The sequence below is a fragment of the Anaerocolumna sp. AGMB13020 genome (genome assembly GCF_033100115.1).
Taxonomy (GTDB): Bacteria; Bacillota; Clostridia; order Lachnospirales; family Lachnospiraceae; genus Anaerocolumna.
The window spans coordinates 16,704-37,250 of sequence record NZ_CP136910.1; the positions used below are offsets into that span (position 1 = coordinate 16,704).

Annotated in this window: 23 protein-coding genes; 20 read left to right on the forward strand and 3 right to left on the reverse strand. The window is 38.1% G+C overall.

The window, feature by feature from the left end; all coding sequences use genetic code 11:
- Nucleotides 1-7: 7 nt before the first annotated feature.
- From R2R35_RS00070 to pgeF, 15 genes are all read left to right on the forward strand, one after another.
- Nucleotides 8-607, forward strand: coding sequence for a GNAT family N-acetyltransferase (locus R2R35_RS00070; protein ID WP_317732469.1), 600 nt, complete (start codon nt 8-10; stop codon nt 605-607).
- Between the two features lie 53 nt (nt 608-660).
- Nucleotides 661-1,374 (forward strand): alpha/beta hydrolase, encoded by a 714-nt coding sequence (locus R2R35_RS00075; RefSeq protein ID WP_317732470.1) that lies wholly within the window; start codon nt 661-663, stop codon nt 1,372-1,374.
- A 64-nt stretch (nt 1,375-1,438) separates the two neighbouring features.
- Nucleotides 1,439-1,810, forward strand: a complete 372-nt coding sequence (gene ylxM / locus R2R35_RS00080) for a YlxM family DNA-binding protein (RefSeq protein WP_317732471.1) — start codon at nt 1,439-1,441, stop codon at nt 1,808-1,810.
- Between the two features lie 67 nt (nt 1,811-1,877).
- Nucleotides 1,878-3,227: a signal recognition particle protein gene (gene ffh, locus R2R35_RS00085; RefSeq protein WP_317732472.1), complete on the forward strand. Its 1,350-nt coding sequence runs from the start codon at nt 1,878-1,880 to the stop codon at nt 3,225-3,227.
- A 68-nt stretch (nt 3,228-3,295) separates the two neighbouring features.
- Complete coding sequence (rpsP, locus tag R2R35_RS00090) at nt 3,296-3,541, forward strand: 30S ribosomal protein S16 (RefSeq protein ID WP_033166401.1); 246 nt, start codon at nt 3,296-3,298, stop codon at nt 3,539-3,541.
- Between the two features lie 95 nt (nt 3,542-3,636).
- A complete protein-coding gene (locus tag R2R35_RS00095) occupies nt 3,637-3,867 on the forward strand; it encodes a KH domain-containing protein (protein WP_033166400.1) in 231 nt (76 codons plus the stop codon).
- Nucleotides 3,868-4,186: 319 nt separating this feature from the next.
- Nucleotides 4,187-4,693 carry a ribosome maturation factor RimM gene (gene rimM, locus R2R35_RS00100; RefSeq protein ID WP_317732473.1) on the forward strand — a complete coding sequence of 169 codons (507 nt, stop codon included), beginning with the start codon at nt 4,187-4,189 and terminating at the stop codon, nt 4,691-4,693.
- 67 nt (nt 4,694-4,760) lie between these two features.
- Nucleotides 4,761-5,531, forward strand: coding sequence for a tRNA (guanosine(37)-N1)-methyltransferase TrmD (gene trmD / locus R2R35_RS00105; protein ID WP_317732474.1), 771 nt, complete (start codon nt 4,761-4,763; stop codon nt 5,529-5,531).
- Nucleotides 5,532-6,004: 473 nt separating this feature from the next.
- Nucleotides 6,005-6,352 (forward strand): 50S ribosomal protein L19, encoded by a 348-nt coding sequence (rplS, locus tag R2R35_RS00110; RefSeq protein ID WP_033166397.1) that lies wholly within the window; start codon nt 6,005-6,007, stop codon nt 6,350-6,352.
- A gap of 113 nt (nt 6,353-6,465) precedes the next feature.
- Nucleotides 6,466-7,056, forward strand: a complete 591-nt coding sequence (gene lepB / locus R2R35_RS00115; RefSeq protein WP_317732475.1) for a signal peptidase I — start codon at nt 6,466-6,468, stop codon at nt 7,054-7,056.
- Nucleotides 7,056-7,949 carry a ribosome biogenesis GTPase YlqF gene (gene ylqF / locus R2R35_RS00120; RefSeq protein ID WP_317732476.1) on the forward strand — a complete coding sequence of 298 codons (894 nt, stop codon included), beginning with the start codon at nt 7,056-7,058 and terminating at the stop codon, nt 7,947-7,949. Before lepB ends, ylqF begins: the two co-directional genes overlap by 1 nt.
- A gap of 325 nt (nt 7,950-8,274) precedes the next feature.
- The gene (locus R2R35_RS00125; protein ID WP_317732477.1) at nt 8,275-9,033 is read left to right on the forward strand and encodes a ribonuclease HII; all 759 of its coding nucleotides are present in this window, start codon (nt 8,275-8,277) and stop codon (nt 9,031-9,033) included.
- A gap of 37 nt (nt 9,034-9,070) precedes the next feature.
- Nucleotides 9,071-9,421: an EscU/YscU/HrcU family type III secretion system export apparatus switch protein gene (locus tag R2R35_RS00130; RefSeq protein ID WP_317732478.1), complete on the forward strand. Its 351-nt coding sequence runs from the start codon at nt 9,071-9,073 to the stop codon at nt 9,419-9,421.
- Between the two features lie 63 nt (nt 9,422-9,484).
- Entirely contained in the window at nt 9,485-9,841 is a 357-nt protein-coding gene (locus R2R35_RS00135) for a YraN family protein (RefSeq protein ID WP_317734859.1), read from the forward strand.
- 84 nt (nt 9,842-9,925) lie between these two features.
- Nucleotides 9,926-10,750, forward strand: coding sequence for a peptidoglycan editing factor PgeF (gene pgeF, locus R2R35_RS00140; protein WP_317732479.1), 825 nt, complete (start codon nt 9,926-9,928; stop codon nt 10,748-10,750).
- Nucleotide 10,751: 1 nt separating this feature from the next.
- Here pgeF and R2R35_RS00145 read toward each other — a convergent pair whose 3' ends face one another.
- Both R2R35_RS00145 and R2R35_RS00150 read right to left on the reverse strand, forming a co-directional pair.
- The gene (locus R2R35_RS00145) at nt 10,752-11,930 is read right to left on the reverse strand and encodes a ribose-phosphate pyrophosphokinase (protein WP_317732480.1); all 1,179 of its coding nucleotides are present in this window, start codon (nt 11,928-11,930) and stop codon (nt 10,752-10,754) included.
- Nucleotides 11,931-12,103: 173 nt separating this feature from the next.
- The gene (locus R2R35_RS00150) at nt 12,104-12,523 is read right to left on the reverse strand and encodes a GNAT family N-acetyltransferase (RefSeq protein ID WP_317732481.1); all 420 of its coding nucleotides are present in this window, start codon (nt 12,521-12,523) and stop codon (nt 12,104-12,106) included.
- 567 nt (nt 12,524-13,090) lie between these two features.
- Between R2R35_RS00150 and der the strand changes: the two genes are divergently transcribed.
- Genes der through R2R35_RS00165 form a run of 3 tightly spaced genes read left to right on the forward strand, consistent with a single transcriptional unit; the run spans nt 13,091 to nt 16,071 of the window.
- A complete protein-coding gene (gene der, locus R2R35_RS00155) occupies nt 13,091-14,416 on the forward strand; it encodes a ribosome biogenesis GTPase Der (protein WP_317732482.1) in 1,326 nt (441 codons plus the stop codon).
- Nucleotide 14,417: 1 nt separating this feature from the next.
- Nucleotides 14,418-15,044, forward strand: a complete 627-nt coding sequence (gene plsY / locus R2R35_RS00160; protein ID WP_317732483.1) for a glycerol-3-phosphate 1-O-acyltransferase PlsY — start codon at nt 14,418-14,420, stop codon at nt 15,042-15,044.
- Between the two features lie 13 nt (nt 15,045-15,057).
- Entirely contained in the window at nt 15,058-16,071 is a 1,014-nt protein-coding gene (locus tag R2R35_RS00165) for an NAD(P)H-dependent glycerol-3-phosphate dehydrogenase (RefSeq protein WP_317732484.1), read from the forward strand.
- A gap of 220 nt (nt 16,072-16,291) precedes the next feature.
- Here R2R35_RS00165 and R2R35_RS00170 read toward each other — a convergent pair whose 3' ends face one another.
- A complete protein-coding gene (locus R2R35_RS00170; protein WP_317732485.1) occupies nt 16,292-17,176 on the reverse strand; it encodes a DegV family protein in 885 nt (294 codons plus the stop codon).
- Nucleotides 17,177-17,411: 235 nt separating this feature from the next.
- Between R2R35_RS00170 and spoIVA the strand changes: the two genes are divergently transcribed.
- Entirely contained in the window at nt 17,412-18,923 is a 1,512-nt protein-coding gene (spoIVA, locus tag R2R35_RS00175) for a stage IV sporulation protein A (protein WP_317732486.1), read from the forward strand.
- A 490-nt stretch (nt 18,924-19,413) separates the two neighbouring features.
- On the forward strand, nt 19,414-20,466 hold the full coding sequence (locus tag R2R35_RS00180; RefSeq protein ID WP_317732487.1) for a C40 family peptidase: 1,053 nt from the start codon (nt 19,414-19,416) through the stop codon (nt 20,464-20,466).
- Nucleotides 20,467-20,547: the final 81 nt, after the last annotated feature.

Consider the following 20,547-nt stretch of genomic DNA (forward strand, 5'->3'; position numbering starts at 1 on the left):
GAACATTATGAGCAAGACAGAAATACGCATGGCTACCCTGGATGATGCCGAAGAAATATACGCTATTTATGAACCTTATATCCTGAATACGGTTGTTTCCTTTGAATATACGACAGTTCCCTTAGAAAATTTTAAAGAAAGAATACGAAAAATAACCAGCACTTACCCGTGGTTAGTATATACGGTGGATGGAGAGATAGCAGGCTATGCCTACTGTTCCCTTTACAGAGAAAGAGCCGCTTATAACTGGGACTGTGAATGCTCTGTATATATTAAGGATACATATCATAAAAAGGGTATTGGAACGGCTCTTTATAATGCGCTTTTTCAACTTGCAAAAGCACAGGGGCTTTATACGATCTATTCTGTAATTTGTGTCCCGAATACGGGAAGTGTGGCGCTTCATAAAAAGTTCGGCTTTAAAGAAATCGGTATCTATGAAAAAACAGCATATAAATTTGGTGCCTGGAGAGACTTACTGGTAATGGAGAAACATTTAAGAGAAACACAAGGGGAACCGGGAGCTGTAATAAAGTCAAGTGAACTGCCCAAGGAAGAGGTTGACAGAATATTACAAAATATCAGTGTTGATGTTATTGCTATATAATGCATATTAATGAAAGTAAAAATGAAGTATCAACATAAAATAGAAGGAAGCTCATGAAGAAAAAAAAGATTATCATTCGAATTTTAATTATTCTTGCTGCTATCTTGTTCATACTGGCAGGTGCTTTTTTAATCTATGTTCTGAAATACTATAAAGCGGATGCTACAGCACAGGATGTTTACAGTACTTATTCTGAAAGCATTGAAGTTGGTAAAGATTATACGGTCTTTTACCCTGAGCCAAACAAGAATAAGAACACAGGATTGATTTTCTATCCCGGTGGGAAAGTGGAAGAAACGGCATATGCGCCGATTATGAACAAACTTTCTAGTGAAGGTATTACCTGTGTATTGATAAAAATGCCTTTTCGTCTGGCAGTATTTGATGTGAATGCAGCAGATGGAATAATGGAGAAATTTCCAGAGATCACCAGCTGGTATATGGGTGGACATTCCCTGGGGGGTGCAATGGCAAGCAGTTATGCTGTAGAACATTCGAAAGAGGTAACAGGTCTCATATTGTTAGCAGCATATCCTGTCAGCAAGTCTGATATTCCGGCTGTTATAATTTATGGAAGTGAAGATAAGGTTCTTAACAGAGATAAACTGAAAGGACTAACCGGGTTAGTTGAAATTCAGGGCGGAAATCATGCTCAATTTGGAAATTATGGTTTTCAAAAAGGGGATGGAACAGCTTCTATCAGCAGCGAAGAGCAGCAGATGGAGACTGTAAAAGCAATTGTTGAATTTATATCGAAAAAACCTTGACAAACCCTTTAGAATCATATATACTACCACCTGTAAAGAAAAAAACTTTACAGGTGGTGTTTTTATGGAAAGCGCTGAAATGAACCAAAAACTTCAGGAAAAGGTATATTTATCTCTCTTGTTTGACTTTTATGGAGAACTTTTAAAGGACCATAACAAACAGATATTTGAAGATTATATACTCAATGATCTTTCATTAGGAGAGATTGCCGCTTTGCAGGGAATTAGCAGACAAGGCGTATACGATATTGTTAAGAGAGGTTCGAAGCAATTAAACGATTGTGAGAAGAAGCTGGGTCTGGCCCGTAAATTTGAGTCCACCAGGCAGATAGCAGAAGAGATTCACCAGCTTGCGTGCCAGTTAAAGACTGGGTACAAAGACGAAGATTTGGATAGTATTATAAGCCTGTCACAGAAGATGGTTCATGAATTATAAATAATGCATATAGATTAACAGACAGATTTAGAGTAAGAGATAGATAATAATGGGCAGGAGGTATCCGATGGCATTTGACAGCCTTTCTGAAAAACTGCAAAATGTATTTAAGAACTTAAGAGGCAAAGGCCGCCTGACAGAAGCGGATGTAGCCACAGCACTGAAGGAAGTTAAGATGGCTCTTTTAGAGGCAGATGTTAACTTTAAGGTAGTGAAGAATTTTATTAAGAGTGTACAGGAACGGGCCGTTGGACAGGATGTTATGACAAGCCTTACCCCTGGACAGATGGTTATAAAGATTGTTAATGAAGAAATGGTAAATCTCATGGGTTCAGAGACTACTGAAATAGCTTTTAAGCCCGGAAATGAAATGACCATAATCCTTATGTGCGGCTTACAGGGTGCCGGTAAAACAACTACTACAGCAAAACTTGCCGGTAAATTCAAAGCAAAGGGCAAGCGTCCTTTACTGGTTGCCTGCGATATATACCGTCCGGCTGCTATTGAACAGTTGCAGATCAACGGTGATAAGCAGGGAGTGCCTGTATTCTCCATGGGAAATAAGCACAAACCACTTAATATTGCCAAAGCTGCTATTGAACATGCCAAAGAAAACAGCATGAATGTGGTTATACTAGACACCGCAGGACGTCTTCATATAGATGAAGACATGATGAATGAGTTAATTGAAATCAAAGAGAACATACAGGTACACCAGACCATCCTGGTTGTAGATTCCATGACAGGACAGGATGCTGTAAATGTTGCAGAGCATTTCCAGAATAAGATTGGAATTGATGGTGTTATTTTAACAAAGCTTGATGGTGATACCAGAGGTGGTGCCGCTCTTTCCATCCGGGCAGTAACCGGTCGTCCTATCCTGTATGCTGGTATGGGTGAGAAATTATCAGATTTAGAGCAGTTTTATCCTGATCGAATGGCTTCCCGTATACTTGGTATGGGTGATATTCTGACTCTTATTGACAAGGCGCAGGCAGATTTTGATGAAGAAAAGGCTAAGCAGCTTGAGAAGAAGATTAAGAAAGCTGAGTTCGATTTTAACGATTATCTGGAACAAATGCAGCAGATTAAAAAAATGGGCGGCATCGGAGATATTCTTAAAATGATGCCTGGTATGGGTGGCAGCCAGATGAAAGATTTGGATTTTGATGAAAATGCCTTAAGTGGGGTGGAAGCAATTATCTATTCCATGACAAAAGCAGAAAGAGCCAATCCGGATATCTTGAATCCTTCCAGAAAGAAAAGAATAGCAATGGGAGCCGGCGTTGATATCAGCGAAGTAAACAGGTTAGTGAAAGGCTTTGAACAGTCCAAAAAGATGATGAAACAAATGTCAGGAATGATGGGCTCTAAGGGCATGAAAAAAGGCAAATTCAAAATGCCTTTCGGATTCTAGATTGTCAGGTTATAAATTTATAACTTTTCAATATATATTTATTTAAAATTTCAAGGAGGTGAAATTACATGGCAGTAAAGATCAGATTAAGAAGAATGGGACAGAAAAAGGCTCCTTTCTATAGAATCGTTGTTTCAGATTCCAGATCACCCAGAGATGGAAGATTTATCGAGGAAATCGGCACTTATGATCCTACAAAAGAACCCAACGCTTTCAAAGTAAACGAAGAGGCAGCTAAGAAGTGGTTACAGAATGGTGCTCAGCCTACTGAAACAGTTGGTGATTTATTTAGAAAAGCAGGAATTACAAAATAATTTTCTGTTTAACATTTTTTGGGGATGATGGCATATTGCCGTAGATTCCGATTTATGGTATAATAGTTGTCACATTCCATTGGAGGTGTAGGGTAATGAAAGAATTAGTTAAAGTAATTGCTACATCACTCGTTGATCACCCTGAAGAAGTTGTTGTAACAGAAAAGGAAACCGACCAGTCCATTATTGTGGAGTTAAAGGTTGCACCTGAGGACATGGGGAAGGTCATCGGCAAGCAAGGCCGAATAGCAAAATCCATTCGTACCGTTGTAAAAGCAGCAGCTGCAAAGGATGATAAAAAGGTAGTTGTTGAAATTCTTCAATAATATTATTTATGCCTTAAAGGACCCTGTCTGGATTAGGTGGTAGAAAGAAAAACTCTGGAAAATAAATTTTTCCGGAGAATTCTTTCCTTATCCCTTACTTGCAAGGGTTCTTATTTTATACAGAAATGTATTAATAAGGAGAAATGTATTATTAATATAGAAATGAATTATTAATATAGTGAATTATTAAAAGAGAAATGTAGTATTAAAGAAAAATGAAATGTTCTTATAAAGAAGCCTGCATGTCCGGGATAACAGCAGGATTTTAGTATAGAATATACATAAATAACATTTGCAGTATGATTGATAAGGAGTATCAATGGAAGATTATTTAAGAGTTGGGGTAATATCCTCTACCCATGGAATCAAAGGTGAAGTTAAAGTATTTCCTACCACGGATGATATGCAGCGATTTAAGCAATTAAAACAGGTATTTTTAGATACGAAAAAAGAATATATGGAACTTGAAATTACAGGAGTCAAATTTTTCAAACAGTGGGCTATCCTGAAATTTAAGGGATTTGATAATATAAATGATATAGAAAAATACAAAGGCTGTGATTTGCTGGTTACAAGGGAAAATGCAGTGAAATTAGAGGAGGATGAATTTTTTATCTGTGATATTCTGGATTCGGTCGTTATTACCGATGAAGGGGAAGAATTGGGTATTTTAACAGATGTACTGTCAACCGGTGCAAATGATGTCTATGTTGTTACCACCAAAGAAAAGAAAGAAATTCTTCTGCCCTCTATTAAAGAATGTATTTTAGATGTCAATGTTGAAAATAAAAAGATAGTCGTACATTTAATGCCTGGATTACTATAGTTTCATGTTGTGTTGGAAAAGACTATAGGATGGCAGGAGGAAATATTGTAACAGAAAGGTTTATGGCATGAATTTTTATGTATTGACCCTTTTTCCGGAGATGATAAGGCAGGGATTGTCTGCCAGTATAATTGGACGGGCTGTGGAAAAAGGTATTCTTAAGTTAAATACGGTTGATATCAGAGATTTCTCAGAAAATAAACATAACAGAGTGGATGATTATCCTTATGGAGGCGGCGCTGGAATGGTTATGGCAGCCGGACCGGTAGTAAGGGCTTATCGTTCAGTGAAAGAACAGATAACTGCATCAGCGGAAAATGAAGAGGTCTGCGGAAATGAAAAGGCTCCCAGAGTTGTATATCTTACGCCTCAGGGAAAGGTTTTTAACCAGTCTATGGCAGAAGATTTTGCAAAAGAAGAGAACCTGATCTTTCTTTGCGGTCATTATGAGGGAATCGATGAACGTGCTCTGGAAATGATCGTAACAGATAATGTTTCCATCGGAGATTATGTATTAACCGGAGGAGAGCTTCCTTCCATGGTTATGATTGATGCAATCAGCAGACTGGTACCGGGAGTTTTAAATAACGAGATTTCTGCTGAGTTTGAGACTTTTCAGGATAACCTGTTAGAGTACCCCCAATATACCAGGCCGGAAGAGTTTGAAGGCAGAAAAGTACCTGAAGTGTTGCTATCCGGACATCATGGCAAGGTTGAGGAGTGGAGAAGACAGCAATCCCTCCTTCGAACAATTAAGAATCGGCCGGATTTAATGGAAAAGGCTATTTTGTCGGAGAAGGATAGAACCTATCTTAAAAAAATAATCAATAAGGCTTAAAATATATAATAAAAACATAAAATAGACATAAGTGTCTATTGACTACCAAGGTAGTCGAGTGTATTATCATAATAGACGCACAGGCAGTAGAGGGGAGTACATTCAAACATATAAGTTGTACTTTGCCTGTGTGTCTGTTTTTTATTCCTGGACAAGTTTACTTGGACTAGTATCATAAAATTATAATAACATATGGCTTTACTACTAGTTAGGAGCAAAGGATACACTTGACCGATTTGCACCGAGCACCCGATGGGTGGCATGAAGTCGGGAACCCTTAAACAGCTGCATTAACTAAATGAGAAAACTTCATTTAAATAAAGAGAATTTACTTGCATTTTCTGGTGTGGCATGTTATAGTAAGTTGTTGTGAGATGGGATGGTCCTCTGATACAACGCCCATTAACAGGATTGTACAAGCTGTTTAACCGAGGCAAGGTATTAAGAACATCGAATTTAAGGAGGTCACATAAATGAATAACATTATTAAAGAAATCGAAGCTGCTCAGCTTAAAAGCGAAATCGCAGACTTCAACGTAGGCGATACTGTTAAAGTATATGCAAAAGTTAAAGAAGGTAATCGTGAAAGAACACAGGTTTTCGAAGGTACTGTTTTAAAGAGACAGAACGGTGGAGCTAGAGAGACATTTACTGTAAGAAAAGCTTCTAACGGTATCGGCGTTGAGAAGACTTGGCCCCTGCATTCCCCTAGTGTTGAGAAGATTGAAGTTATCAGACACGGTAAGGTTAGAAGAGCTAAGTTAAATTATTTACGTGGCAGAGTAGGTAAGAAAGCTAAAGTTAAAGAAATCGTAAAATAATTGCACGTAACCAAAAATGGGAAGGGACAACTACTTATAGTATTGTCCCTTTTATTATCCTGTTTCATGAAGCTGCCTATTGTTAAACATAGGATATTAAAAGAGAGGTTCTTATGAAATATGATTTTGAAAAAGAGGACAAGGGCCCAATAATAAAAAAAGTAGTAATGTCTCTGCTCATATGGCTCATTGAGATAGCCGCAGTTGTAACATTGGCTTATTATATTACCCACTATGCGTTGGAAAAGACTTTGATGTCTGGTCAGTCCATGGAAAGTACCCTGAAAGATCAGGATAATATATTAATCAATAAATTTGCATATGTATTTAGTGATCCAAAAAGATTTGATGTAATAGTTTTTAAACAGTCGGATAAAGAACATAGCTACTTAAATATAAAAAGAGTCATTGGTCTTCCCGGTGAAACTGTCCGTATCATCGACGGAAAAGTATATATAGACGGTACAATACTTAAGGAATCTGTTGAAACAGAGGTTATTACCAATGCTGGCTTGGCGGAGGAAGAAATCAAGCTGGAGGAGAATGAATTCTTTGTCCTTGGAGACAATCGAAACAACAGTGAAGACAGCCGTTTTGCCAATATAGGCAATATTGTAACGGGTGATATTATAGGAAAAGCCTGGATTAGAGAAAATGGCTTTGCCTTTATAAATAAATTAAATACCGTAAAGGAGGAGGAATAATGCATTTTCAATGGTATCCCGGTCACATGTCGAAAGCAAAACGTGTGATGCAGGAAGATATGAAGTTAATCGACGTAGTCATCGAACTGGTGGATGCACGTATTCCGCTGAGCAGTAAAAATCCAGATATTAATCAGATAGCCGGTAATAAATCAAGGGTTATTCTGTTAAATAAATATGATTTGTCAGACGATGTTCAGAACCAGAAATGGAAGGAATATTTTGAAAGCCAGGGATATATAGCAGCACTTGTTAATTCCAAAAAAGGAGACGGCATCAGAAAAGTGAACGATGCCGTTATAACAGCCTGCAAAGCTAAAATAGAACGAGACAGAAAAAGAGGAATCCTTAACAGACCATTACGTGCCATGGTTGTTGGTATACCTAATGTGGGAAAATCTACCTTTATTAACAGCATCTCAGGTAAAGCTTCTGCGAAAACCGGAAACAAACCTGGTGTAACAAAGGGAAAACAATGGATTAAATTAAATAAATCCATTGAACTTTTAGATACTCCCGGTATTCTATGGCCAAAATTTGAGGATCAGAGAGTTGGTCTGCACCTTGCTTTAATCGGATCAATTAGAGATGATATTTTAAACAGCTATTCCATGAGCCTTAATCTCATATCTTTTCTGACTATGTATTACAAGGGAGCCTTAGCCGAACGCTATGGTATAATTGAAAGCGAAGATGCAGTAGAAAATCTTGCGGCTATTGCAAAGAAAAGAGGTTGTTTATTAAAAGGAGGAGATCTGGATCTTGAAAAAGCTTCCGGTTTTCTGGTGGATGATTTTCGTAATGCAAAGCTTGGAAAGGTAACTCTTGAATTCCCGCCGGAAATCGAAAGTGAAGTTTTAGTGGAAGAGACAGATAATTCCATAAGTGAATAAAATAATAAAGAATCTTTTGGATTACGCAGATATCTGATATAATAGCTATATCACTTAATTGCCGATTACAAGAGATTGAAACAAAGAGAAAGAGGTTCAATCTTTCTCTTTTGTTTTATCAATCTAGGGAGGCAACATCTGAAAATGTAATACCTGGCCTTAATCAGCCTTATAGAATAAGGCTAGTTGAGACTTAATGCAGGGGGTTATAAACCCTTCTAAAGTTTAGCCATTTCATTTTCTGGAATTGGAATTAAGGTGTAACACGAGTATGAAAATAAAGTTTTACATAAGAAAGTAACGAAAGGAATAAGGATATTTATTTATGGGAATGAGTATACAGGCTGTCAAAGAGGAGTTTCTACTGGCCAAAGAAGATGAAATCGCCGATATGATAGTTAAATATCAAGAGGATACAAGAACAGGTGTAAAAAGCCTTCTGGATAAGCATAGAAAAAGACTTGCTGCATTGGCAGAAGAAAAAAACAGAATATACGAAATGAATTCATATGAGAGAAAATATGAAGAATATACTTATATCTGTGGTATTGATGAAGTGGGAAGAGGTCCGCTGGCAGGACCGGTTATGGCGGCAGCGGTCATTCTTCCCAGGAACTGCGATATTCTTTATATAAATGATTCCAAGCAATTGACTGAGAAAATGAGAGAGAAGCTTTATGATGAAATCATGGAGAAAGCTATCGCAGTCGGAGTGGGTTCTGTTCCACCAGCTAAAATTGATGAAATCAATATCCTGCAGGCGACCTATGAAGCAATGCGTCAGGCTATCGGTAATCTGAAAGTAACACCGGATATTCTTTTAAATGATGCTGTTACCATACCACAGGTACCAATGAAACAGGTGCCTATTATTAAAGGGGATGCAAAGAGTGTTTCCATAGCGGCGGCTAGTATAATAGCCAAGGTTGCAAGAGATCGTATTATGACAGCTTATGATCAGATATTCCCTGCTTATGGTTTGGCCTCTAACAAAGGATATGGCTCAGGGGAACATATTGAAGCGCTGAAAAAATTTGGTCCAACACCTTTACATAGAATGAGTTTTATTAAGAATTTTATCTGACACCCTTAAGATATACATAATGGGAGGAGTAATTTTTATGGATGCTAAGAAGCCTGACAGACTTATTAAATCTGATAGTGGAAACCAGCAGGATGCAAAAGAGAACAAAGATTCCGATTTTATGAATAAAACAGCAATAGCGCTGGGCTACAATGAAGAAGATGCTGCTCCAAGGATTATTGCAACCGGTAAGGGATTTCTGGCAGACAAGATTTTAAAAGGCGCGAAACAAAATCAAATACCGGTACATGAGGACAGCAGGCTGGCAGCTAGTTTATCTAAGTTAGATCTGGGTGATTATATCCCGCCGGAATTATATGAAGTGGTCTCTGAAATTATGATATTTGTAGATGATATGGATCGTATAAAATCTAAAGTAAGGAAATAGCATTTGTGCATGTTTGGAAACGGACAGAGGTGTTTTTAAATATGCCTGGAAAGAAGGGGTATCATATATAACAAAAGAACTGTCGGAAATGAGAAAGAACAAATAGCTGCCGAGTATCTGAAAGCGGCAGGATATGTCATTTTGGCTTCCAATTTTTTCAGTAGACAGGGAGAGATCGATTTGATTGCCTTGGATAAAGAGGTGCTTGTTTTTATCGAAGTAAAGTTTCGCAAAGATCTAATAAGCGGGTCACCTTTTGAGGCTGTAAATTTAAGAAAAACCAGGAATATAACGAAAGCTGCAAGATACTATATGTATAAGCATCAGATTTCCGAAGATACTCCCTGCCGATTTGATGTAGTAGGGATAGTAGGAGAGGAGATAACACTGATTCAGAATGCTTTTGATGCTGTCATGTAAGGTTGTCGTTACTATTGAATGAATATAGATGTGTGCCAGGACACACAGATGGGAGGAAGAGTATTGTTAGAAAAGAGTAATACAATGAAATTACACACAGATGTACAAACACCTTTTCTGACGTTTCAGGCATTGTCAGAGATACCTTTTATCAAGCATGGATTTACCACAAGGCTTGGAGGAGTCAGTGAAGGCTGCTTTGAATCCTTAAACCTTTCCTACTCAGTGGGAGATACGAAGGAAAAAGTAGATGAAAATTATCGAAGAATCTGTGAAAGTCTAAACATAAACCTTGAAGATGTGGTTGCCACCCATCAGGTACATAAAACAAATGTCAGGTTGGTTTCGGAAGCTGACAGAGGTAAAGGTTTGTTTCGTCCAAGAGATTATGAGGAGGTTGATGGCCTTATAACAAAGGTGCCTGGAATCCCGCTTGCAACCTTTTATGCTGATTGTGTTCCCTTATATTTTATAGATAAGAGAAACAAAGCCATAGGACTTAGCCACTCCGGCTGGAGGGGAACTGTTGGGCGTATGGGACAGAAAACCCTGGAAGCCATGAAGCGTGAATTTGATACGGACCTTTCTGACGTAACGGCTCTTATTGGTCCCTCCATTTGTAAGGATTGTTATGAAATCAGTGCAGAAGTGGCTGAGGAATTTATAAGGGAATTTGAACCGGAGCTGAAGGGAAATTTCGATAGAATTCTTAAAAAAAATCCAGCCGGTAAATACCAGCTGGATTTATGGGAAGTAAACCGTATTGTTCTAACCTCTGCAGGAATTCCAGCTGATAATGTTCATATCAGTAATCTGTGTACCTGCTGTAATTCAGAACTTTTATTTTCACATAGGGCATCAAAAGGAAAGAGGGGAACATTAGCTGCTTTTTTAATGATAGATAAGTAAATCAATGTTTTTTTCGATAGTTCTCCCTGTAATCGTTTAAACGCTGTCTTATCAGTGCACTGGAGTTCATGATACCGTCAACAGAGCAGTCATGGTTGAGGGTATCGATGATCAGGGAGAGATACTTGCTGATATCTACATTGGTATAATAGGGCTTATCTAGTACTTCTTTAGAAGTATGAATGAGATTGGAGGTATAAACTCTGTTTATAATACCTTTTTCATAAGCTTTATCAAAGTTATCAATACCGCTGGTAAAAAGGCCAAAGGTCGCGGCTATATAAATTCTTTCTGCTTTTCTTGCCTTTAATTCAGCTGCAACTTCTAATACGCTTTCACCGGAAGCAATCATGTCATCAACAATAAAAACAGATTTTCCTGCGACATCACCGCCTAAGAATTCATGAGCAATAATGGGATTCTTGCCGTTACTGACGATGGAATAATCTCTTCTTTTATAGAACATACCCATATCCACACCTAAGATATTGGAGTAGAATACGGCTCTTGACATACCACCTACATCAGGACTTATTACCATCAGGTCTTCTTTTTCTATGGATATTCCATTTTCTGTTTTAAGGAAAGCCTGAAGGAACTGATAAGAGGTATAGAAATTATCAAAGCCTTCTAAAGGAATCGCATTTTGTACCCTGGCCTCGTGGGCATCAAAGGTGATGATATTCTGTACACCCATTTCTACCAGTTCCTGAAGGGCTGTGGCACAGTCTAAGGATTCCAGATTGCTTCTTCGGTCCTGGCGGCCTTCATACAGGAAGGGAAGTATCACATTGATTCTTCTGGCTTTTCCGTTGCAGGCATCAATTAGGCGTTTTAAATCCTGAAAATGATCGTCTGGTGACATTCCGTTTTCTTCACCATAGAGATTATACGTAAGACTATGGTTGCTGATATCAGCTAATATAAAAAGATCCTTTCCATGGATAGTTTCTTTTATGACACCCTTGGCTTCACCGGAACTAAAACGAGGTACTTGGGCATTAACCAGATAGCTGTCCTTATAGTAGCCGGGAAAAGAGAGATTGTAATTGTTTTTTTCCTCTTTGTTTTTACGAGAAGTTGAGATATGCTTATCGATTTTCTCAGCCAAAGGCTTAAAACCTTCCAGGGATATTATCTTTAAAGGGGCGATAGGGCTCTTCATGGTATTCTCAGGCATTGCTTATCCTCCTAAATTATGTCTGATACAGGATTATTACGTTTACAATGTTTCGTAGATTGGATGTAAATTATTACTATATAAAGCAAGCCTTGTTAAGGCTTGTAAAACTTCAACCTATATAGTTATAGCATGGTAAAAATGGTAAGTCAACCGTTTTGGGAGGCTGAATTTTATACATTCATAAATAAAGTCATACCCGATCCATAGATATCATTGGGTCTGTTAATAAAACCGAATTTTTCATAAAATTCTTCTTTTCCCTTAGCGGCAACCAGAACAACCATGACCATATCTCCCTGAGAGAGGGTGTTTTTAATATAATCCAGCATATCATCAAGAATTATTCTGCCTAACCCATGTCCCTGATAATTCTCGTTTACAATAACATCTGCCAGATAGGCAACATATCCGCCGTCACTGATTAATCTTGCCATACCAACAGTTTGTCCGTTATACACCGCGGCAGTCAGATAATAGGTATTGTTGAGACCTCTTTGTGCCTGTGCTTCGGGAAGCGGTTTCCAATTTACGCTCTCTCTTAAATCATTATATTCTTTTACTGTAAGGTTGTGTTTTAACTGGATGTCCATTTATTAATCACGCTGCGTATTAAGAAATTATATTTTGTAAATATTTTGCCGAATTTCTTGAGTTTTGCAGTCTGACTCCTTTCTTTATGCATTTATCTTATTATGTACCTGTACTTTTGAGAATGTCAATATACTTAATAATGAAAAATTATTTGATAAATATTCCTCTTACTGATATACTATTTAGGAGTAAATGAAAGAGAATAATTATGCCTTGCCTCTATGGTAAGGGATTCTCTTTCCTGGTATCTTGAAAGAACCTGTTGAAAAGGCTTTACAAACTGGGATTTGTATTGTAAAATCAGACGGAAAATCTTTATATATAAGTTTTCATCCATTTGCCTATTCCCGGTAAAAGTGACTTGAATATAAGGAATTTATTATCTGTGGAAGTTCATAAATTATGAGAACTTATAAAGATACCAGATAAATGACTAAGCTTATATAGGAATTGAGCCAATAATACCTTCATAAGACACAGTACCGTATACCCAAGTAACTGTAAAAAGACAGAAGAGCAGTTTGGTTCAAGGATTATGACAAATAAAAGAGAGGAATTTTTATAAAATGAGTAAACCGATTGTTGCAATTGTCGGAAGACCTAATGTAGGTAAATCGACGTTGTTTAATGCACTTGCTGGTGAAAGAATAGCTATCGTACAGGATTTTCCCGGAGTTACAAGGGATAGGATCTATGCGGATGTCACCTGGCTTGACAAACAGTTCACTATGATTGACACAGGCGGAATTGAGCCGCAGAGCAATGATGTACTGCTATCCTATATGAGGCAGCAGGCTGAGATTGCAATTCAGACAGCCGATGTCATTATGTTCCTGGTGGATGTAAGGCAGGGGCTTGTAGATGATGACTTTAAAGTAGCAGATATGCTGAGACGTTCTACCAAACCGGTCATTCTGGTAGTTAATAAGGTAGACAATTTTGATAAATTAATGCCTGATGTATATGAATTCTATAACCTTGGTATAGGAGATCCCCATCCGGTATCCGCATCTTCCAAGCTTGGACTTGGAGATATGCTGGATGAAGTCATCAGCCATTTTAATCCGGCGGATTTAAGGGAAGTTGAGGATGAACGCCCCCGTATTGCTATTGTTGGGAAACCTAATGTAGGTAAATCTTCTATTATTAATAAGCTGATTGGTGAGAACCGTGTAATCGTATCAGATATTGCCGGAACCACACGCGATGCTATTGATACTCCGGTTAAATACCATGGAAAAGAATTTATATTTATCGACACAGCAGGACTTAGAAGAAAGAGCAAAATCAAAGAAGAATTAGAACGCTTTAGTATTGTAAGAACAGTATCTGCAGTAGAACGTGCAGATGTGGTTGTTCTGGTTATTGATGCAAAAGAAGGTGTAACAGAGCAGGATGCGAAAATTGCAGGAATCGCACACGAACGCGGCAAAGGAATCATTATTGCTGTTAACAAGTGGGATGCAATCGAGAAAGATGATAAGACCATCTATAAGCATACCAATGAGATAAAAGGTGTTCTTTCCTATATGCCCTATGCGGAAATGATATTCGTATCAGCACTTACCGGACAGCGTCTGAACAAACTTTTTGATCTGATAGAGCAGGTTATACAGAATCAGAACTTAAGAATTGCAACTGGTGTCCTGAATGAAATTATGACAGAAGCAGTTGCTCTTCAGCAGCCGCCTTCAGATAAGGGCAAACGCCTTAAGCTGTATTATATAACACAGGTATCCGTGAAACCGCCTACTTTTGTTATCTTTGTTAATGATAAAGAATTGATGCATTTTTCCTATACCAGATATATTGAGAATAAGATAAGGGAAGCCTTTGGTTTTTCCGGAACATCACTTAAATTTTTCATCAGGGAGCGAAAGGAAAAAGAATAACATGCTGCAAAGAATTATTATATGCTTGATTGTAGGATATTTGTGCGGCTGCTTTTCTACCAGCTATTTTATTGGAAAAGCAAACAATATTGACATCAGAAAATATGGAAGCGGTAATGCCGGAACAACAAATGCTTTAAGGACCTTAGGAATGAAGGCAGGTGCCTTGACCCTTTTAGGAGATGCCTTAAAGGCGATCATCCCGATCCTTATTGTCAGCTTTCTGGTATTTCAGAATAGAGCAGATGTAAGCTTATTAGCACTGTACACTGGCCTTGGAGTTGTATTAGGCCATAATTTCCCTTTCTGGCTGAATTTCAAAGGCGGTAAGGGAATTGCAGCGACCGGCGGAGTTATGCTGGCTTTCGACTGGCGTTTAGGTTTGGTGGCATTTATCGTATTTTCAGTATCTGTAGCTGTTACAAGATATGTCTCCGTTGGTTCCTTATTAATTTCTCTCCTGTTTCCCGTTGCAGTCCTTGTATTTTATCCGGGAAATATACATATGCTTGTGATCAGCTTTTTGTTTACGATATTAGCATTTGTAAAACACAGAGCAAACATCCAGAGGCTTATGAAAGGAACTGAAAATAAATTAGGACAAAAGATAAAAATAGAAGATAAGTAAGGGAGAAGTATCAATGGCAAAGATTAGCATATTAGGTGCGGGTGCATGGGGTACTGCAATTGCAATATTGCTGGGTAATAATGGACATGATGTGGTATTATGGTCTGCACTTAGCAATGAGGTTGAACAGCTTACAAATGACAGGGAATTAAAAGATAAGCTTCCTGGTATAAAATTACCGGAGAATGTCCAAATTAGTGGCGATTTAAAAGCATCCTGTGAAGGAAAAGAATTAATCGTATTCGCAGTTGCCTCTCCTTTCGTCAGAGCAACCGCAAACAATGCAAAGAACTATATTGTGAAAGATCAGATTATCGTTAATGTTGGAAAAGGTATTGAAGAGAACACCCTTGAGACTTTGACAGATATCATTAAAGAAGAGATTCCACAGGCTGATGTGGCGGTGCTTTCTGGTCCCAGCCATGCGGAAGAGGTAAGCAGAACTATCCCGACTACCTGTGTAGTGGGCGCTGATTCTAAAGATACTGCTCATTTTATTCAGGATGTATTTATGAGTGAACGTTTCCGTGTCTATACGAGCCCTGATGTCATAGGAATTGAACTGGGTGGTTCAATAAAGAATGTTATTGCACTTGCAGCAGGAATTGCTGACGGACTTGGCTTTGGGGACAATACAAAAGCTGCTTTAATGACAAGAGGAATAGCGGAAATCAGCCGTTTAGGTATTGCCATGGGCGGAAAGATGGAAACCTTTGCCGGGCTATCCGGAGTAGGTGATTTAATCGTTACCTGCACCAGCAAGCACAGCAGAAACCGTAATGCAGGTTATCTGATTGGTCAGGGCTATACCATGGAAGAAGCAATGAAGGAAGTAAAACAGATAGTAGAAGGTGTGTATTCTGCCAAAGCTGCACTGGCCCTGGCTAAGAAGTTTAATGTGGAGATGCCTATTGTCGAGCAGGTTAACCTTGTGCTGTTTGAGAATAAACCGGCTATTGAAGCCGTTTCCGATCTTTTATTACGTGATAAGAGAAGAGAATACTCTGAGCTGGAATGGAAGAAATAACACGGTAGATATAATAAAATGGTATGGCAGGAATCACAGCAGATAATATCTGGGGTTCCGGTCGTACCATTTCTTATAGTTTGCACTATTATTTTGAAGTAGTTTGCAGTTTTCTGTGCTGCCATTTTGAGAATATCAGCTAAGTCCCAAATTACGTTTTTTTGATTCGCGCATGTATCCACAAAAAAGGGTATAGTATTTAAACCAGCCCAGACACGCCTTAGTTGATATCATATTTCTTGATTAATCCCAAACCTATAGGGTGAGGACCAGTATGGGTTCCTATGGTAACTCCGATTCTGGCAACCGGTAATGGAATTTCTCTTCCCAGGGCTTTTTCCAGGTCTCTTTTAAATTCTTCTGCCTCTTCCATATCAATTCCAGTTCCTACTACTATTTCATAATCTTCGGGATTTTCTTTGACCTTCAAAAAATGTTCTTTCGCAAGTTCCAATAATTTAACCTTGGCTTTCTTTCTGCTCCTTGTAATACCGGCAGGATAGATTTCGCCTTCTTTTAAGATAATAAGTGGCTTAATACCCAGAGTGTCTCCGGCTAAGGTAAGCAGTTTCCCTATTCTGCCGCCCTTCTTTAGGTAATCCATAGAGCCTATGGTAAAGAGGATTCTTCCAGTGCTTTTAATCCGCTCCAGATGCTCTATTGCAGCCTCATAGCTGATACCATCCTTTAACATCCGTACAGCTTCTCTTACATAGATACCTTGCAGTACGGTATTTATATTTGAATCAATAACAGTTATCCGGGCATCGGGGCAGGTCTCTGTTAATATCTCTTTTGCAGTTATTGCTGATTGATAGGAACCACTGAATTTGGTAGTTATGCAGATACAGATAACTGGAATATTTTCTGCTGCGTATTTTTTGAACACCTTTAAATAATCATCTATAGAAGGAAGTGAGCTTTTAGGATAGACATGATCGGTAATCATTCGATGATAGAATTCTTCATGTTCTACTTCAATACCCTCTTTATAATAATTTTCTCCGTCAAAAGATACGTAGAAAGGTATAATTTCAAGGTTGTTTTCTTTTGCATAATCCATAGGTAAATCGCAGGAACTATCACTTATAATTTGATATAGCATTTCATTCTACTTCCAATCATATGTATTTTTTTATTATGTAGTTTTTAAAACCACCATGATATTTTACCATAATATATCGAAAATAAAAGGGAAATATTCTTAAAAAAATCTAAAATATTTTCTGCGTAGAAAAGTGCTGATTTTTTTGGAAAAATTAATCATAGAATTATATAACACAAATCATTAAATGGAATACACCTGCATATGTTTAAGTATAACCGAAAGGAGGATGTGTATGTTGGAGCAATATTCGTCACCGGAGTATACATCAAGCCAGATATATGATGTTTATAATGATATTAAGGCTAGGACAGGCGGTGACATATACATAGGTGTGGTGGGGCCGGTAAGAACGGGGAAATCGACTTTTATTAAAAGGTTTATGGATCTTCTGGTAATACCAAGTATCATTGATGTGCATAACAGAGAAAGAGCAATTGATGAATTGCCCCAGAGTGCTGCCGGGAAGACCATAATGACCACCGAACCTAAATTCATTCCCAAAGAAGCAGCCCAGATTCAACTGGGAGATGATACGAAAGTTAACATCCGATTAATTGATTGTGTAGGTTTTATGGTAGATGGTGCTGCCGGACATATTGAAAATGAACAGGAACGTCTGGTTAAGACCCCTTGGTATGATTATGAGATACCTTTTACCCAGGCGGCTGAAATCGGCACCCAAAAGGTTATTAACGACCATTCCACTATTGGAATTGTAGTAACCACAGACGGCAGTTTTGGTGATCTTGCAAGGGATAATTACATCTCAGCAGAAGAAAAGACAATCGGAGAATTAAAGAAATTAAAGAAACCATTTATCGTACTGCTTAATACCAACAGACCTTATTCGGAGACCAGTCAGAATCTGGCAGATGATATTGCCCAGAAGTATAATGTGACCTGTATGGCTGTTAACTGTGAGCAGCTAAGAAAAGAAGATATTAACCATATCATGACAAATATCCTCTCGGTATTCCCGGTATCGGAAATAAATTTCCATACTCCAAAGTGGGCAGAGATGTTACCCGATGACCACTGGCTGAAACAGGATTTAATTGAGGCTGTTAAGCAATTACTGAAACGCCTGACCTTGATCAGAGATGTAAGAAGCGAGAATATGCTTACGGACAGTAAGTTTGTAAACCGGTTCAAAATCGACAAGGTTGAGATGGAAAATGGTGCTGTAAAGGTATTTGTTGAGTTTGATGATGTTTATTATTACAATATCTTAAGCGATCTTATCGGAGTTCCCATCGGTGATGAATATCAGCTTATCAGCACGATCAGAGAATTGGCAAATGTTAAGAAAGAGTATACGAAAGTATCTGGTGCATGTGAAGAGGTACGCCAGAAAGGATACGGAGTCGTAAATCCTGTGAAAGAAGAAATTCTTATTGAAGAGCCTGAAATCATGAAGCATGGTAATAAATACGGTGTGAAGATAAAGGCTACAGCACCATCTATTCACATGATCAAGGCAAACATAGAGACGGAAATTGCACCTATTGTAGGCAGTGAAGAACAGGCGAACGATTTAATCAATTATATACGGAAGAATTCCTCAGAGAATCCGGAGGGAATCTGGGAGACAAATATATACGGAAAATCCATTCAGCAGCTGGTGGAAGAAGGAATTAATTCTAAAATCAGCAAGATGACAGATGACAGTCAGATTAAGCTCCAGGAGACCATGCAGAAGATCATTAATGAAAGTAATGGCGGTATCATCTGTATTATTATCTGATAGCGGGTTTGATCATCGTTGTCCAGAAAGTGATATTTGCAGCGAAGTTATTTATGAATTAATTGCTATATAGCAGGGACGTAAGTGCATCTCAAATGTTAGTATTAGTCAGCTAACATTTGCAGGTGCATTTTTTTGATAAATAGCCAGGTTCTGTCTGAAAACTCATTCAGAGTACCGCTCTGAAGGCTCCAACACTATGAGGATTCACAGTTTCAAGTGCTCAATTTTTATATTTCATGGTTCGTCATAATTCTACAAATAGAGAACGAACTTTCTGTCAATACCGGTTGTTTTACGAATATTAATCTCCAATACGGAAATACTTACAAATAAATTATATATTTATAACAAAAGTAAGGCAAAGTGTTGACAAAAGTTTGAACTATTGCTATAATAACTCAGTAATAAATTTAATATATTTGTAACAACTAGAGTTGAACGGCAAATACATATTAAATGATGAGGGATAGCAAACAGGAGGAACCAAATGAACCATCGCACTACCAAATTCATAAAGATTTCATGCGTTTGTATCGCCGGTACTTTTTTATTTGCCTTAAATTCCAAGTATACGAGTGCGGAAACTGTCTATGGTGAACAACCATTAGCAGGTATTTCGGTAACCTTGGATAATTATTATAATTCCGGCAATATGGCAGCATCCTCTGAAATTACCATTGCTACATGGGAATCAAGTGTTGCTGCATACGACTATAGCAATTTGGGAATAGCGGATGTAGAGAATCATCTTAATATCCGTAAAGCTGCTGGAGAAGATCAGAAAATTATTGCTAAATTACCTAAAAATGCAGGCTGTACTATAATCAATGAAGATAAAGACGGATGGGTTAAGATCAAATCCGGCAAAGTTACTGGATATGTTAAGAAGGAGTTTTTAATTACAGGAGATAAAGCAGCTGCCCTTGCGAAAAAAGTAGGAAGTCTGGTAGCAACAGTAAACACACCAACCTTAAATGTAAGATCGGAAGCCAGCTTGTTAGCCGGTGTAGTAACCAGCGTTCCCATTGATGAGGAATTAGAAGTTACTTCTGTAACAACTGACTGGGTAAAAGTAAAGATTGATGCAGATGAAGGTTATGTTGCAAGACAGTATATTGATTTATCCTATCAGTTGGAGAAGGCAGTATCAGTAGATGAATTGGCAGCAGGTGTTTCAGGTATAAGAGCACAGATGGTAGCTTATGCGAAGCAGTTCTTAGGTAACCCTTATGTATGGGGCGGCACAAGCCTTACAAACGGTACGGATTGTTCAGGATTTACTATGGGAATTTATGCAAAATATGGCTACTATTTGCCCAGAGTTTCCAGAAGCCAGGCATATTCAGGGACCAGCGTAAATTCATCCAATATAAAGCCAGGTGATTTGGTATTTTACGGCAGCGGAAGTTACATTAACCATGTTGCTATGTATATAGGAAACGGGCAGGTTATTCATGCAAGTAATCCAAGAACTGGTATCAAGATTTCGAATATGTATTATCGCTCACCAATTAGAATGGTAAGAATTATTAATGATTAAAATATGCAATAAAGCATAATATAAGGGCTGCCTACTGCAGCCCTTTTTTTAAGATTATTGACTGGGAAAAATAACAAGAAA